Source organism: Vibrio bathopelagicus (assembly GCF_014879975.1).
Classification (GTDB): domain Bacteria; phylum Pseudomonadota; class Gammaproteobacteria; order Enterobacterales; family Vibrionaceae; genus Vibrio; species Vibrio bathopelagicus.
In genome coordinates this window covers 1,536,153-1,550,460 of sequence record NZ_CP062500.1, presented here as the reverse complement: position 1 = coordinate 1,550,460, position 14,308 = coordinate 1,536,153, and the positions used below count along the sequence as shown (strand labels likewise).

Sequence of the window (14,308 nt, the reverse complement as noted above, 5' to 3'; positions counted from 1 at the left end):
GGAAAACACATGAAAAATATAATCGCTTGTATTGATGGCGCTAACTCAACAACTTCCACCTGCGAAGCCAGTGCTTGGGTTGCAAACAAAGTGAACGCTCCGTTGGTTCTATTCCACGCTTTGGATCATTCGACTCAGCCCGTGGTGAGTGAATTCTCTGGCCAAATAGGTTTAGGGAGCCAAGAGGAGTTACTTGAAGAGCTGGCTGAACTCGATGAAGCACGCAGTAAAATCATGCTAAAACACGGTAATACGTTATTGGAAGAAGCTCAAAAATGGGCGTTAAACCAAGGCGTGAAAAACGTGAGTAAATTGCAGCGTCACGGCAGTTTACTAGAAGGACTCTTGGATCTTGAAGAAGAGCTGCGCGTGTTGGTTATCGGCAAATCAGGAGATTCTCACTCGGTCGGCTCGCAACTTGAAACCGTAATTCGTTCAATTAAAGCTCATATACTCGTTGTCTGTGAAGGCTTTAAGCTTCCAGACTCATACCTGATTGCATTTGATGGCAGCGCCATTAGCGAGAAATTGGTCGACAAGGCAATTCAAACACCTTTGCTTAAAGGGTTAGATTGCCACTTGGTGATGATCGATGATGGTGGAAATAAAGACAAAGCGTTCGAGAAGGCAAGAGTCCAACTTGAAGAATCAGGGATCAGAGTAACAGCAGCATCACTAACAGGTGCGATCGATAAAGCACTTATCGATTACCAGCAACAGCATGAAATTGGCATGATGGTGATGGGTGCTTACGGGCATTCTCAACTGAGAATGTTTTTTGTGGGAAGTAATACCACCAAAGTTCTGTCGAACAGTTCGGTTCCTCTATTGTTAATTCGATAGGTTTTCGTCGGGGCCCAATTCATTGGTGAAATCCCGATTGTTCCTTATCTAATGCAATAAAAATGGCTAAACATCGTGATTTAATCACGCATGTTTAGCCATTTTAACAATCCGTCGTATTCCACCAGCCATTTGTTCAGGCTTAGTTAGCTACCCATTCTATAAGCCATTGATCCTATAAGTAACCCAACCTAAAAGCTATCCAGCTTATAAGTCACCAAACCATCATTGCTAACGGTGAAAGTCCAAACATTCTCACCTTCAACGAAACGATACTGATTGTCTGAATCAGTCGGCTTCACTTGTTGCATGAAAGCCTGAAGGCCCGACTTCTCAATTAAAAAGCCACCATGCGAGGTGTTATTGTCGAGGTTATTAACCACCTCAATATCAATAGTCGATTCAGGTAAGATGTCAGGCAACCACCCTCTTTCGAACAAGCTATCCTGCTGCGCTTCTGCGTATGTCGCGTATTGGTTTGTAACAGCATCAGAACAGCCAGCTAATAGAACCAAGGCTGATAGTAGAGATATAACTTTCATTTTATGACCAAATACTCAGAAATTTCAGACTGGAGCACAATACAAATTGGCGACTCCAGAACCACTTCAAACACTCATTTTTAAACGGCCAATCAACCGTCGTTCTTCCTAGACACCAGTATAAACTTGTCAGTAAGCATCAATGCCACGATCTAGTACCACACTTTTCACACTTAAATTCTTCTTCGTGATCAAGGTGGAATGATCCGGTATGAGAACCACCTTTAAAAAACAAAGTCGTTAAATACTCGAATAAGATATGAAAGCTAGATTGCTTAACCTCTAATGAAGAATCTTCAGATTTTTTGATAGGAACATGTGGAGTCAAACATTGACACTTTTCGCAATTGTGCGGGTGTTTAATGTATTTATTATCAAACATTTATGTAAACCAAGCGAAGATATCAAACAAACTGCACAATATCAGTTTATCAATTAAATCTCTAACATCATATTCAAGGCGCCATTTGGTTAGATGGCATCAGCAATTCGGTAGTTTAGACCTTCAAGGTCACCATAAATTCTTAGAAGCTCTTGGTTTCTCGTAACAGGAGATCCTTCCGATTAGAAAGAAATATCTAAAAAGAACAGATTAGAGTTCTACATAAACCATGCCGGATACATTAAATTGATGGCTGGAAAGTCATCACCAACTCATTTCCATCAGTCGTCTTAGTTTCAAAGCCAAAGTCTTGATAGACCTTAATGGCTGCGACATTGCTGGCAAACACAGTCAGTCTCAACTCTTTTTCAGAACGTAACTTTAAAATTGCGTTAGCTTTAGCCAGCATCTTAGACCCAATGGCTTGCCCTCTAAATCTTGCAGAGACATACATCTGAATAATTTCTAAAGCGTTCCCGTCAGCTGGCGTTAAACCACATAAGCCAACCAAACCCTCACCGACAAAAGCGCCAATCATCACACTTTCTTGAGCGCCACTTTCAATAAGCCCCTCAAAATACAGAGTTGGTAGTTGCGATTGAGCTTGGTAACCTGAACCAAAGCATTCGGGGTGTAACTTCAAACTTTCAAGCCTTACAGCACGGTACTTTAGGCTATCTTCAGTTGCTACGATTTTGCAATTAACGTCCATATTCTCTCCAAGATAGTGATGAATTGTGCGCATTTCAAGCAAAGCAATACCTGAAATATTAAAGAGTGGTTTAGCGTACTTTTTAGCTATGCTTAGGTGCAAACATGATGATCGCCATACCAAACAGTGCAATAGATCCGCCAACCAGATCCCACATAGTCGGCTTTTCGCCATCAACAAGCCAAAGCCATATCAGTGCAACTGAAATGTACACTCCGCCATACGCGGCATAAACACGGCCTGTTGCTGTCGGGTGAAGCGTTAATAACCAAGCAAACGCGGCCAGACTTATCGCAGCAGGGATTAGAAGTAATATGCTCTTATCTTGCCTAAGCCACAGATAAGGTAAATAACAGCCCACTATCTCTGCTATGGCCGTTAAAACGAAAAGACCCACGGTTTTAAATTCAAGCATAAAAGTCTCAAACTGATGAAAGACGATACCTCACTTAAATGCGGCTAACGAAGCATTCAACCAAAGTCGTTGTTCCTTGCATGTTACAAGCAATCGACATCACTTGTTAGAGGCAAACTCAAAGATAAACACCAAGCATAATGAATCAACTTAGATGCGCTATGTTGTGTTTAGATGAGCTATTTACTATTTGATACCAGATACAATAATCATAATGTCCCTAGGCTTGCGCGCCTTACTGTGTATATATCGCTTACCACTTTCTATCTAAGTCTTTGCTATAGAGTAAAATTGCTCGCTGATACTCTTTAATTGCATCGCTATTTGTTGTCGACACTAAAAGGTTGAGCAATAAGGATATTGCTTCCTTATGACGCCCTAGATTGTATAAACACATAGAATAAAAAGGCTGAACTTCTATTGAATCAGGGTACTCACTCAGAGTCTGCTCGAAATAACTCAAAGCCTCTAGATATTGACCCAAGCTTCGATAAGTAGAAGCCAAACCAAATAAAGCATCAAAGCGTTCTGTCTCTGACAACTCACCAGACAAAGACAAGAGATAATGATCAATAGCTTCAAGCTCTTTACTTTCGTTATCATATGACCACGCAATCTGTAGGTGAGCCTTCGCCGCATAATGACTATTGGTTAGCAACGTACCTAGCAAAGATCGAGATTCGTGATACTTAGCTTCTTTACGTAATTCAATGGCTTCTTTGATGACCTGTTCCATAATTCCCTCGAAACTTATAACGATTATCGACTAGTGGTTAACCTTAGCGATTAATCCTAACAAATATTGAGAATCAACCATCAAAATTTACCGCCCTACCGCTGACTAGTACATATAACCTAACCAATAGAGGAAATAGAATAGCTCTTAACTAAAATAAAGCTTATGAAGAGAGCGTCATTAGGTGATAACTGTCTAGCCCATCATCATAAGTTGAAGCAATCACAAAACTATTTGAATGGTAGAAATCAGTAGCGCTTTCATTAGCAACCAAGCATTTTAGGCTCAATGTAGAGTAATGTTGTTTACTGAGATTCAATAGTCTTGAACCTGCTCCATAACGTAATTTATGGGGGCTAATAAAAAGATGGTGGATAAAACCATCTGGTTCCCAGATCGAGATAAACCCTAATACTTCGCTCCCTTCAATAGCAACCCAGATTTGTTCGCCGTCAGTATCTCGCTCAAAATCTGACAGTTCAAATACGGTGGTATCTTGCCACGTAAACGTCGCAGTGCGAGAATCTAAATATAGCTGCCTTAGTGCAGGTAAATAGTCACGATGATACTTTTCTATTTCCATTATTCACCTTTAAACCGGAGTTCCAATTAAACCACTTTTGGCGCTACCAAAAACCAAATGCATCAATCGCCCTTCAACATGTCCAAAAAGACCTGTCTGGATTCTGATGTATTGTCTCTGTGTGTTTCATAACGTACGTGCGCTTCTGAATCCACCGATGGCTCCAATTTAATGCTCCAAAGCGCTCTCAATTGGTTCGGCACGATCGAATACCGGACATCGATAATGCGCATTTCATCCATAGGGTCTTGTGCCACATAGCCATTTGAGAACCAGCGGAAACGTTCAATGTCTTTTGCCTGTTGAGAATCACGGTCAAGCCATGAGAAATCTCTGCTAACGTTGAGTTTAGCGATTGATTCTCCAGGGTATGTCTTAACGGAGGTACCGACCCGCACAGCATCTACGTAGTATCGATGCTCCGTTTCGTAGACCACTTTCCAAACTAAGATATTCGCAAAGCTCGGCTTAGCCTCTAACCGGATAGGCGTATGTTGTCGCTCTTGCGCTAGTTGCCATCCTACAGCCTCGGCTCTATCCCTTTGTATCATCCCGAGAGTTGGATAAATCAAAGCCCAAAGAAACGCGACACGAGCCAACCAAGGGATTCGTTTCCATGTTGCAAACACAAGCAAGATTATAATAGGCAGTGTATAGACAGGGTCGATAATCGAAATGGTGTTCCAAGCATAACGCTCATTGGTGAGAGGCCAAAACAGTTGAGTGCCGTAAGTGGTGCATGAATCCAACAAAGCATGAGTACCATAACCTAGAGCGCAAAACAGCCAACTTTGTTTAAAAGAAAGGCCACGCCTTTTGGCAATCAGGGGATGTAAAACCAATGCGCAAATCAAACTACCAATGGGGATAAACAGAAGTGAATGAGTAAATTGTCGATGAAACTCCAAAGCCAGCAAAGGATCACTTTGCGATCGAATAAATGCATCTAAATCAGGAGCCATGCCAGAGAGCAAACCCAAAAAACCAGCAACCACCAAATGCTGCTTTTTGCTCACCGATTGTGACAACGAAGCGCCTAGCACCCCCTGCGTTAACGGATCCATAAGTCACTCATTTTTAGCATTCCATTGAATAGAGCAAGTACATTTAGCTATAGCAGTGAATCGAGTCAAACAACAAGATTTTATCAGCAGACTCATAGACATAATCGTATAAATGTAGAATGGCAAACAAAAAGTAGCACCAGATCAGAAGCGATGAGCAGTAACCTCTCTTATCTCTATTTCCTTTGTTAACGTCCTCGTTTAGCGTTCTAGCTCGCACGTAATTGCTCTCCACATTTACCTACGAACCCTCAAAAAAGCCGCCCTTGCTCAATAGATTCAGTACGTAACGCTAAGTAAACCTCTCTCTCGATTGGAAAGCCGGATTCTTTCGAGATTGCCTCAAGAGTAAGCATGTCTAGTTCTAAATACTCTGCCATAACTCCCTTAAACCAACCAATGCTTGAACGAATGGCTATCAGTAGTAAGTCGCCACTCAATCATGCGCCACTAACGCTAAAACCCAACCCTAAAGAGCCATGCATTATGAATTAACTTAAGTTATCTATTTAGGCTAAAACTCATCGCTCGTATCTCGCTCATCGTAGTTAGGGAAGTCGATTTTCAGAAAGCCATTTTCATCGAGAGTAAATGAGACTCTCCCACGTTCTACTCCTGATTCATTCATGTCAGAGCATCCACGGAAGACCTCCCAATCAAACGAATAATTGAGCTGATACTGAATACCCTTTATGTAATGAACACTTTCGATCTGAATACCATTCACGTTGTGAGCCATATGATCTATGTGAGAAAGGTCAGGGATTAACTTACTTTCAAAACCACTCTTATTTTCAGTGAGGAAAACGGCCAATTCAGAGCACAACTCAGAACCGCGAACTAAAGATTTAGACGAACTAGAAAAGATCACGTTCAATTACTCCCAAGACCAATGTTGAATTTGAGTATTCACGCCTCATTGCAGCGTTCCAGAAGAGCAGTTCGTCGTACGAATGAATCGAGACACTTTTTATTCCGTTTCTGTTATCGATATGTCAAACGATGATGTCTACGTGACTGTTCCAGAAACTGACCAATATGTGTCACTGCAAGTCGTCGACGAAAACCACGAGACTCAGCCAATGATCTACGGTTCGGGTCGTCATAAAATCAGCGCAAAAACCGACCACGCATTTGTCATTGTTCGTGCTCTTGAAGATGACGCACGCCGTAACCTGAAAATTGAAACAGGCAGTGAGAAGCCATTTAAAGTAAAAGAGTGGGACATGGCGTCGTTTAGTACCACGGATAAAGCTGGCAACATCGATTTCAGTGACGGATATGACCAATCAAAGGCGTTTGGTAACAAAGAAAGCGGCCAAACTGATTATATGAATTATGTTGGTGCAGCTGGCGGTTGGGGTGGTGCGATGGTCGAAGACAATATCTATCAAACCAGTCAGTACTTCGATGCGAATGCATGTTATGAGACGACTTTCAAAGACCCGAAGGCTGGCTCATTCTGGTCAGCTACGGTATATAACGCTGATGGGCGAATGTTTAACGATAAAGCCAATATTTCGAGTGAAATGGCCCCCTTTATGAATAGCGATGGAACCTACACTCTCCGCTTTGGGTGTGAAGGTCAGCCAAACAATATCCCTACGATGGAAGGGAATAAGACCGGTAAATTTAATGTTCTTGTGCGCCATTACAATCCTAGCGAGCCCGTAAGCAAAGGCGAGAAAGGTTACAACCCAGCCGCTATGATTAAGAAAGCAGGCTAACTTAAGTCATCAAATTGAAGCTAGCCAACATAAGTGAAAACATAACTCATTAAAAGCGACGTGATACCGAGTAAGCAAAGGGCTTCAAAGGTATCGCGTCTTTTCTTATGGCTGTTTTCAAATAAGAATAGGTAAAGCCAATGCGTTTGTTTCCCTTTCAATTAATGGCTGTAAATGAATAGCTTTAAATGAAAAGGGATGGGGAACAAACAAGTTAGCGGGGATTTCACAAACTCGAAGATAGACAGAAACAGCTTAAAGGGTATTACCTTAAGATAGAGACAGCACTGCCACCTGATGTAAACCATCCCATCATCAACCAGCGCTGCTACACAAAAACTATAGAACGGTGACGCCTTCAACCTCGATCACTGAGTTAGCGTTCGCTCTCTCGATTATTTTTAATAAGGTCGTTTGAATTAGCTCATTGTCTCTGATTTCAGTTTCACATGAGAAGCGCTCTTCTTGGACACCATCGCCCTCGCCTAACGTGAATTGAACAGCCACTTCAGTCGCGCATTCTTTCGTCGCTCCATAGTACGCTAGAGTGATTTTAGGATAACCGTTGAATCCCTTTTTGACCTGTTTAGCGATACGTTTTTTAGCTTTATCCAAGTTCATACTACTTCCTGTTTAATATTGTTCCTAAGACCAATATAACGCCCAACTCAGTCGTAAACCAACACAAATCTGAACCTTACGTAAAACACCTTCGCAGTAAAACCATTAAGGGCTAGAAATGCCAAGCAATAGGAATCAACTTTCAGTACTTAGTTATCAATCTGCCTCTAGGTCAAACACCTTTTCTAACCACATCGACCTGATGTTCTGCCTGTTTTTCTTTGCGTACTCATTGCACTACACCTCAATACATCTGCCTGTAGGCATTGCCTCCAGACGGTCTCCAAGCACTTCTTTCAACAAACCATAAGCCTTCTGGCCGGTACAGTGCCCAGTGTAAAGTTTATCAATTGGATATTGTGATAGTGCAAGTCCGAGGTCTTTGATGTCTTGCTTTGTTCCACCGATACTATCGAAGATCGGTAACCCAACGAGATGAAAGCCCCCAACAACCGCCTTAATCTTCTCTCCAGGGAAAAGATCCATCGCAGTCTCAACCATATTGAGAACGCCACTGTGCGCACAACCCGTGAATATCACTAAGCCATCACACTCTTTGATTACTAATAGTAATTCATGATCGAACGAGTCTTGCTCCCATCCATGTTGAGATTTTGTATAAAGATATTGGTTTCCCTTTGGCTTCTCATGCTTCGAGCTAATATCAGTGACGGCAAAAACATTTGGGGCAACTTCAGTCGTTTTATTGATGAAGGCTAACCGATCATTATTATTTTTGAGGAGCTCTGCATTGATACCAACATCACTTTTAAATCCATAAGATCGAAAGTAATAATTCTTTTCTTCGCAGTTTTTTAAATACACTTTCGCTTTGGAATTATGCTCAACAAAAGCGGCAGTGCCATTGCAATGATCATGGTGTCTGTGTGATATAATGGCTAAATCGACATCTTCAATATCAACATCCAATAGAGCAGCATTTTGGCAAAACGTACTGCCACTTCCCATATCGAATAATATCTTTGACCATTCAGTTTCAATATGCAGTGACAGCCCTCGCTCAACGGCTAAATCTTTCCTTTCATCTAATCGGGTATTATCTACCAATGTCGTTATTTTCATTGCTTCCTTCAGGTTCTTTCTAACGTATACGCCTAGAGAATAATATCGGCTCCCTTATCGAGGGTCTACTGCACCCCTGTGGTACTGAGATCAGAGGTGGGAAAGCGCTGTTCCAAATAATCATTGAACAAATTCCTATGTTCGTAGTGTCAAAATTAACGTCCAATCGTCAGGACTCAATACGCACTTGGGAAGGTGAATATTACGTTTTTGCATAGTATCTACCGTGTAAGAAAGCTTTACGACTGACCCGACTTCACGAGGTAAGAAACTACTTTTCAAAGCTATGTCGCAAGCAAAACCATTAAAACGTAAATGACCGCCTGATACTTCAAATGAGCTACCGCGGAATTGCCACCATAACGTTAAGATTTTTGCTGCTGCCGCTACGCAAGATATCAGCCCAATAGTTTGCAGTAATGAACGATCACCACCTGAGAGCCAATAGACAAGCACCAGTGCAACAGCAATAAATGACAACTCTGAAAATACATATTTAATAAGATTTAATTGGATACGACTGTCCATTATTCTTCTCGGCAATACAGTATGATAAAGATGTGAACAACTTAGCTGTTCAGCGGAAAACTAACGTCTGTCATTAAAGATATTTTCATTTCTCCTCCGAGAACGAGTACAGCGCAAAGCAATGGTTAACACACCTAACCCTGCAGCTTAAACACTTATTATTAATTGAGCTGAATTGAAAGCTCAACTAGCTTGTTCGCCCTTCTGAATACATCTGTAAATCTGGCTGTAATTCACACCAGTTAGATTTGTAGTTGGTGTAGATCTGAGCATCGATTTTGACTGGAATATCCACGTCGAATGTCGCGTTTGCAAGTTCGATATTTTCTAAAGGTTCACCTTGTACTCTGAAGCCTAAACTTGAACCACAGTTGGAGCAGAAGGTTCGTATTGTGCCGTTTGGTGCGACAAACTCTTTGAGTCGATCTTTGCCTGAAAGCCAGATCAAGTCTTGCACACCAACTAACGTACCAAAAGCGGCGCCGTGAAATTTTCGGCACATTGAACAATGACAGTTGGCCGCTTTTTCGCTGAACCCTTCAACGGAAAAACGTACACTTCCACACAAACACGAACCTTTAAAACCTTTACTCATCCTGAGTCTCCTTCCCTGTAAAATACTGTGTTAACCCACTGGTTAAATTGGACTTCTAACCATTTAACGCATTACGCCAATATTGCACTGTTTTATCAGAGACAGAACCCGTTTCATTGGCCGCTGCGATCAAGAAGTCACATAAGTTGGTTGCAACCTCTTCATTGCCTAACAAGTATAAACTGCGAATGGTTCGTGTTAGTCGAAGTTGGTTATGGTCATGATTTTTCAACCATACATGGTTCGTTGGACCAAGTGACAACAATGAAGATATTTCACTTCCATCTCGCTGCATGCCCCAAAACTCAAGCATCAGGTCAAGCACTTGTAGATGTGCAGTGCGAAGAGCTTCTGAATTAGCAAAAATCGCCCTGTCTTCTTGAGTAACCAACGGTGCATGTTGATTAAACTTAGCCCCTTCATCTATTGGGAAAAAGACTTGAATGTACTTATGGTCATGCTCCAACCAAAAATGATTATAAGCTAACAACTGTTTTATATTTCGACCAAACTTATCCGGCGCTTCACCAGATATAAAGCGAGCAATCTCACTCATTTTCAAATCCTACTGACTATAAACCCCCACTTGTGGGCGAATGCATTATTGTGCAGTAAGCCGTGAAAAGCCTAGTCCTTTACGTTGTAAATACCGATCTGACTTAGAACTTCAAATACCACGCGTTAGGAATCACTTTTGAATAATCTCGACTTACTTTTCTAACAAACGACAATGATATTCTGCGACACATTTTAGCTCTGCTGTATGTTCAGGGAATCGTTCGTGAAAAAAACACAATGCGCCTGTTGGCGTAGCGTATAAGTTTTAGACTTAAGCCAGCAACCAGTGTGTTAATAACTGAGTACTAAAACCTGAACGACTAAAAGAGATAGGTAATATATGCACCGAAAGATTACATCTTTCAAAGAAAAAATCCTTCAGAAAGCGTCCTTCGGTGCATACAATTTCAAGCGACTTGCATTAGTGACTCATGTAAGTCGCTAACATAAGTGACTAGCGTAAGCGTCTCAACACAACCTGCTGGTCAAGCTCATTCTGATAGTCCGTGTAATCAAGCCCTTGATCAAATATGTACTCAGTGACAAGAGTTCGAATGCACTCAACTAATGTGCTTGCTTGCCAAGGCTTTTCAAAGTAACGGTCGATGCCTGCTGCATTAATCGCATTGATGGTATCAGTATGAGTGGCCTGCCCCGTAAGAAGAATTTTCTTTGTATTCGCAAAGCGGCTGTCATGGGACACTTCAGTGAGTAACTCCACACCCGTTTTCCCTGGCATCACATGATCAGACACGATGACGGTAATGTGTTCGCCTTCTGCGTCAAGTTCATCAATGAGATCAAGCACTTCTTGCGCTGATTCACAATCTTCAATATTCAGCCAACTCGCCAGCGGCTCTAAATCTTGTATCACTGCGCTCAGTACTTCTCTCTGGTCATCGACACAGATTAAATTAAGCTTCTCCATGTTCACCCTCTATTGGTAACTTGATTCTAAATACAGTTTTAGAAGCATCACTTTTCACAATGACACTTCCGCCATAACCCGCCACAATCCGCTTAACTATTGATAAACCCAAGCCCAATCCAAACGATAAACCACCTTTTTTAGTGGTGAAGTTGGGCTGAAATACCTTTCTACGAGTCACCTCGTCTATCTCAGGGCCGTTATTCGCGATCGTAACTAATATTCTTTTCTTACTTAATCTGGTTTGAATTTCTATTGCAGCATCGTCTGAATTCGACATTGCATCACAAGCATTCTTTACAATGTTGACCCAAATCTGAACAAGCTCTGTTTTCGAGCCTTTAAAAGTCGGCAAATCTGCTGGGCTCAATCGCACAGACACTCTACGTAACTCACTTTGTAACAACGATAAGGCATGGTTAATGGAGTCGTTAATATCAACCGCTTCTTCGGTGTCAATATCAACTCTGCCAAGTTGTTTAACCGATTTTACGATGCCGACGGTGTGTCTAGATGCCAAACGTAAATCATGTAAATCACAGCCCATCTGCCAAAAACGAATCGCTTCTTCTGGTTTTTTCAGCCAATGCTTTGAAATAACGTCTGTTGCAGATAAAGCGTCAATTGGAATCGCCTTTGCAAGAGAGCGAGCAATGTTTTTGTCTAAACCATATTTTCTTTCAAATTGTCGCCCACGTGTTCGTGCTTCTAACGACGACGTTTTCTGACCATGCATTAACCCAAAATCGAAAAATTGACTGGCTTCAGGATGCACTTCTTCAAGCAGATCCATGATGACCGTTTCAAGTCGACCAGATTTACTATTTACTACACCAATAGCGTTGTTAAGTTCATGAGCAATCCCTGCAGCTAATTGACCCAAGGTCGTCATTTGCTCAGCAGTATGTAACTTCTCTAGCGCTTTTTGTTTCGCGATCGCTTCCTGTGTTGCGCGGCGTTGACGACGCGACAACTCATTGACAATCACAGGTGTGAACTGTGCGGTAAGAGGACCAAATTTACCTTCATCTTCTGCAGGCGTGTCTTTATCGATCCACGCTAACTCAACATCGGTTTTAGCAACAACCGTTGAAGATGCTGTCCAATTACCTGAAAAGAAGCTATGAACGCCTATAAAAGCCCCACTACCCGCGCTAAATACTCGCACTTGCGGTGTATTCGCATCGGAATAAAACCCTTCCAGTTCCCCACTCAACACATAATATAAACGAGTGTTTAACGCTGATTGTTCAATAATGGTGTTACCGGCACAGCACGTCACCCGACGTTCTACGTGGTTAAAATAGCGATCAATAAGTGCTTCTAACTTTTGTTGATACACGTATCGTTATCCTATGTGACCAATTGAATGTAGCAGCCACACCATAACAAAGCTCAATAGCACACCAACCACACCCAAAATAATACCGATTCTGGCCATTTGATTACTTTGCACATGACCTGTGGCATGAGCCAACGCATTCGGTGGCGTACTGATTGGCAGCGACATACCTAATGAAGCGGCAAAAGTCACAACCAGAATTAACGTTAACTCACCGCCTAGTGGCGTGAGTGAAGCCATAGACGAACCTAATGCAGCCATAATTGGCATTAACAAGTTAGCCGTTGCGGTATGAGACATAAAGTTAGCCATTACCAAACACAAGAACGCCGCTCCGAACAACACCACATATGGTGAGTAAGCATCAAACGGAATGCTGCGTACCACGAGCCTTGCTAAGCCAGTTTTATCGAGAGCTAAACCAAGTGCAATACCACCTGATACAAGCCACAGTACGTCCCAAGAAATCTTTTTCAGGTCTTCTTTATTGATGATCCCTGTCAGTGAGAACACAGCGACAGGAATAAGAGCGACGGTATAAGAGTTCATGCCATGGCTTGAGCCCATTAACCAAAGAATGATGGTCAGCGCAAAAGTGACGTATACCGCAATGGCTTTGGGCGTTTTAAGGAATTTACCTTTGATGCTTAACTCGATTTTCTTTTGGTCAGCTTTGTACATAAAGCCTATTAAAAACCACGCTAACGCCATCATAATAACGACAAACGGCACACCAAATGCCATCCATTCACCGAACGTAATTAGGTTATCGCCAACTAAATATTTAAGTGCGATAGCGTTCGGCGGGGTACCGATCGGGGTACCAATGCCACCGATGTTAGCGGCAACAGGGATACAAAGCGCAAACGCTATACGACCGGGGTCTTTCGGGCCAAACACAGCCAGTACCGGCGTTAAAATAGAGAGCATCATTGCCGTTGTTGCCGTGTTAGACATAAACATCGAAAAGATACCAGTGATCAACATTAAGCCGAGCATCACAAACTTTGGGTCTTGCCCAAATGGCTTCAATAATACACGGGCTAAGTTTACGTCTAATCGATACTTAGTGGCGGCCATCGCTAAGAAAAAACCGCCCAAAAACAGCATGATGATTGGGCTAGCGAATGTCGCCATAATATCGCTGTATTTTAACAACTCACCAAAATGTTCCTGCCCATGCTCAAACCTTAAAAAGATCAGCCCTTTATCCGACAACATCAACAATTGCAGAACGATAATAACAACAGACGTCGCGTAGATCGGGATGGGCTCGAACACCCAGCACAATGCCGCTAATAAAAAGATCGCGATAACGCGTTGTTGAATAATCGTAAGGCCTTCAAATGGAAACGCTGATAGCGGCATTACGAGGATAATGAAAGGAATTAAAATAGGGACAATGTATTTAATATAGGGGCGCATAGCACAAAAACTCTTCCTGAGATAACAACTACTTAGAAATTAGATTTACAGTTCTAATTTGGATCCGACAACGAATTATCGAACTCTTGTCACTATCTCACTCTCGGCTAGATCAATGATTGCGTGATCACGATATCCCCTTTTTCGATTCTGTGCGCTACCTCTACGTTTGTATGTCATTTATTGTTGCAATTAAATTCAGGAGCGTGGTTTCTACGTTTCTA

The 14,308-nt window shown here is 42.0% G+C and carries 19 protein-coding genes; 2 read left to right on the top strand and 17 right to left on the bottom strand.

The window, feature by feature from the left end; all coding sequences use genetic code 11:
- Nucleotides 1–9: 9 nt before the first annotated feature.
- Complete coding sequence (locus IHV80_RS06890) at nt 10–843, top strand: universal stress protein (RefSeq protein WP_192890552.1); 834 nt, start codon at nt 10–12, stop codon at nt 841–843.
- A 191-nt stretch (nt 844–1,034) separates the two neighbouring features.
- Here IHV80_RS06890 and IHV80_RS06885 read toward each other — a convergent pair whose 3' ends face one another.
- From IHV80_RS06885 to IHV80_RS06850, 9 genes are all read right to left on the bottom strand, one after another.
- On the bottom strand, nt 1,035–1,385 hold the full coding sequence (locus tag IHV80_RS06885) for a hypothetical protein (RefSeq protein WP_192890551.1): 351 nt from the start codon (nt 1,383–1,385) through the stop codon (nt 1,035–1,037).
- Nucleotides 1,386–1,524: 139 nt separating this feature from the next.
- Nucleotides 1,525–1,767, bottom strand: a complete 243-nt coding sequence (locus IHV80_RS25405) for a hypothetical protein (protein ID WP_318842413.1) — start codon at nt 1,765–1,767, stop codon at nt 1,525–1,527.
- Nucleotides 1,768–2,008: 241 nt separating this feature from the next.
- Entirely contained in the window at nt 2,009–2,479 is a 471-nt protein-coding gene (locus tag IHV80_RS06880; protein WP_192890550.1) for a GNAT family N-acetyltransferase, read from the bottom strand.
- A gap of 82 nt (nt 2,480–2,561) precedes the next feature.
- Nucleotides 2,562–2,894, bottom strand: coding sequence for a YnfA family protein (locus IHV80_RS06875; protein ID WP_192890549.1), 333 nt, complete (start codon nt 2,892–2,894; stop codon nt 2,562–2,564).
- A gap of 253 nt (nt 2,895–3,147) precedes the next feature.
- Nucleotides 3,148–3,630 (bottom strand): tetratricopeptide repeat protein, encoded by a 483-nt coding sequence (locus IHV80_RS06870; RefSeq protein WP_192890548.1) that lies wholly within the window; start codon nt 3,628–3,630, stop codon nt 3,148–3,150.
- 163 nt (nt 3,631–3,793) lie between these two features.
- Complete coding sequence (locus IHV80_RS06865) at nt 3,794–4,213, bottom strand: GNAT family N-acetyltransferase (protein ID WP_192890547.1); 420 nt, start codon at nt 4,211–4,213, stop codon at nt 3,794–3,796.
- Nucleotides 4,214–4,275: 62 nt separating this feature from the next.
- On the bottom strand, nt 4,276–5,277 hold the full coding sequence (locus tag IHV80_RS06860) for a metal-dependent hydrolase (RefSeq protein ID WP_192890546.1): 1,002 nt from the start codon (nt 5,275–5,277) through the stop codon (nt 4,276–4,278).
- 251 nt (nt 5,278–5,528) lie between these two features.
- Complete coding sequence (locus IHV80_RS06855; RefSeq protein ID WP_226088514.1) at nt 5,529–5,717, bottom strand: hypothetical protein; 189 nt, start codon at nt 5,715–5,717, stop codon at nt 5,529–5,531.
- A 74-nt stretch (nt 5,718–5,791) separates the two neighbouring features.
- The gene (locus IHV80_RS06850; protein ID WP_192890545.1) at nt 5,792–6,148 is read right to left on the bottom strand and encodes a hypothetical protein; all 357 of its coding nucleotides are present in this window, start codon (nt 6,146–6,148) and stop codon (nt 5,792–5,794) included.
- An 82-nt stretch (nt 6,149–6,230) separates the two neighbouring features.
- Between IHV80_RS06850 and IHV80_RS06845 the strand changes: the two genes are divergently transcribed.
- The gene (locus tag IHV80_RS06845) at nt 6,231–7,004 is read left to right on the top strand and encodes a DUF1214 domain-containing protein (RefSeq protein ID WP_226088513.1); all 774 of its coding nucleotides are present in this window, start codon (nt 6,231–6,233) and stop codon (nt 7,002–7,004) included.
- A 339-nt stretch (nt 7,005–7,343) separates the two neighbouring features.
- On the opposite strand, the gene IHV80_RS06840 is transcribed toward IHV80_RS06845, so the two are convergent.
- The 8 genes from IHV80_RS06840 to IHV80_RS06805 form a co-directional block, all read right to left on the bottom strand.
- On the bottom strand, nt 7,344–7,625 hold the full coding sequence (locus IHV80_RS06840; RefSeq protein ID WP_192890544.1) for a hypothetical protein: 282 nt from the start codon (nt 7,623–7,625) through the stop codon (nt 7,344–7,346).
- A gap of 237 nt (nt 7,626–7,862) precedes the next feature.
- Nucleotides 7,863–8,708 (bottom strand): MBL fold metallo-hydrolase, encoded by an 846-nt coding sequence (locus tag IHV80_RS06835; RefSeq protein WP_192890543.1) that lies wholly within the window; start codon nt 8,706–8,708, stop codon nt 7,863–7,865.
- Between the two features lie 135 nt (nt 8,709–8,843).
- On the bottom strand, nt 8,844–9,236 hold the full coding sequence (locus IHV80_RS06830; RefSeq protein ID WP_192890542.1) for a hypothetical protein: 393 nt from the start codon (nt 9,234–9,236) through the stop codon (nt 8,844–8,846).
- Between the two features lie 187 nt (nt 9,237–9,423).
- Nucleotides 9,424–9,831, bottom strand: a complete 408-nt coding sequence (locus tag IHV80_RS06825) for a GFA family protein (RefSeq protein ID WP_192890541.1) — start codon at nt 9,829–9,831, stop codon at nt 9,424–9,426.
- A gap of 55 nt (nt 9,832–9,886) precedes the next feature.
- The gene (locus tag IHV80_RS06820; protein WP_192890540.1) at nt 9,887–10,387 is read right to left on the bottom strand and encodes an opioid growth factor receptor-related protein; all 501 of its coding nucleotides are present in this window, start codon (nt 10,385–10,387) and stop codon (nt 9,887–9,889) included.
- Between the two features lie 456 nt (nt 10,388–10,843).
- Nucleotides 10,844–11,317 (bottom strand): response regulator, encoded by a 474-nt coding sequence (locus IHV80_RS06815; protein ID WP_132941394.1) that lies wholly within the window; start codon nt 11,315–11,317, stop codon nt 10,844–10,846.
- Entirely contained in the window at nt 11,304–12,659 is a 1,356-nt protein-coding gene (locus tag IHV80_RS06810; protein ID WP_192890539.1) for an ATP-binding protein, read from the bottom strand. The genes IHV80_RS06815 and IHV80_RS06810 overlap by 14 nt, the downstream gene beginning before the upstream one ends.
- Nucleotides 12,660–12,665: 6 nt before the next feature.
- Nucleotides 12,666–14,084, bottom strand: a complete 1,419-nt coding sequence (locus tag IHV80_RS06805) for an SLC13 family permease (protein ID WP_192890538.1) — start codon at nt 14,082–14,084, stop codon at nt 12,666–12,668.
- Nucleotides 14,085–14,308 lie beyond the last annotated feature (224 nt).

What these genes read in the sequence shown, in the direction of transcription:
- IHV80_RS06890 (WP_192890552.1), top strand. Translation starts at nt 10, where the DNA reads ATGAAAAATATAATCGCTTGTATTGATGGCGCTAACTCAACAACTTCC.
- IHV80_RS06885 (WP_192890551.1), bottom strand. Translation starts at nt 1,385, where the DNA reads ATGAAAGTTATATCTCTACTATCAGCCTTGGTTCTATTAGCTGGCTGT.
- IHV80_RS25405 (WP_318842413.1), bottom strand. Translation starts at nt 1,767, where the DNA reads ATGTTTGATAATAAATACATTAAACACCCGCACAATTGCGAAAAGTGT.
- IHV80_RS06880 (WP_192890550.1), bottom strand. Translation starts at nt 2,479, where the DNA reads ATGGACGTTAATTGCAAAATCGTAGCAACTGAAGATAGCCTAAAGTAC.
- IHV80_RS06875 (WP_192890549.1), bottom strand. Translation starts at nt 2,894, where the DNA reads ATGCTTGAATTTAAAACCGTGGGTCTTTTCGTTTTAACGGCCATAGCA.
- IHV80_RS06870 (WP_192890548.1), bottom strand. Translation starts at nt 3,630, where the DNA reads ATGGAACAGGTCATCAAAGAAGCCATTGAATTACGTAAAGAAGCTAAG.
- IHV80_RS06865 (WP_192890547.1), bottom strand. Translation starts at nt 4,213, where the DNA reads ATGGAAATAGAAAAGTATCATCGTGACTATTTACCTGCACTAAGGCAG.
- IHV80_RS06860 (WP_192890546.1), bottom strand. Translation starts at nt 5,277, where the DNA reads ATGGATCCGTTAACGCAGGGGGTGCTAGGCGCTTCGTTGTCACAATCG.
- IHV80_RS06845 (WP_226088513.1), top strand. Translation starts at nt 6,231, where the DNA reads ATGAATCGAGACACTTTTTATTCCGTTTCTGTTATCGATATGTCAAAC.
- IHV80_RS06840 (WP_192890544.1), bottom strand. Translation starts at nt 7,625, where the DNA reads ATGAACTTGGATAAAGCTAAAAAACGTATCGCTAAACAGGTCAAAAAG.
- IHV80_RS06835 (WP_192890543.1), bottom strand. Translation starts at nt 8,708, where the DNA reads ATGAAAATAACGACATTGGTAGATAATACCCGATTAGATGAAAGGAAA.
- IHV80_RS06830 (WP_192890542.1), bottom strand. Translation starts at nt 9,236, where the DNA reads ATGGACAGTCGTATCCAATTAAATCTTATTAAATATGTATTTTCAGAG.
- IHV80_RS06825 (WP_192890541.1), bottom strand. Translation starts at nt 9,831, where the DNA reads ATGAGTAAAGGTTTTAAAGGTTCGTGTTTGTGTGGAAGTGTACGTTTT.
- IHV80_RS06820 (WP_192890540.1), bottom strand. Translation starts at nt 10,387, where the DNA reads ATGAGTGAGATTGCTCGCTTTATATCTGGTGAAGCGCCGGATAAGTTT.
- IHV80_RS06815 (WP_132941394.1), bottom strand. Translation starts at nt 11,317, where the DNA reads ATGGAGAAGCTTAATTTAATCTGTGTCGATGACCAGAGAGAAGTACTG.
- IHV80_RS06805 (WP_192890538.1), bottom strand. Translation starts at nt 14,084, where the DNA reads ATGCGCCCCTATATTAAATACATTGTCCCTATTTTAATTCCTTTCATT.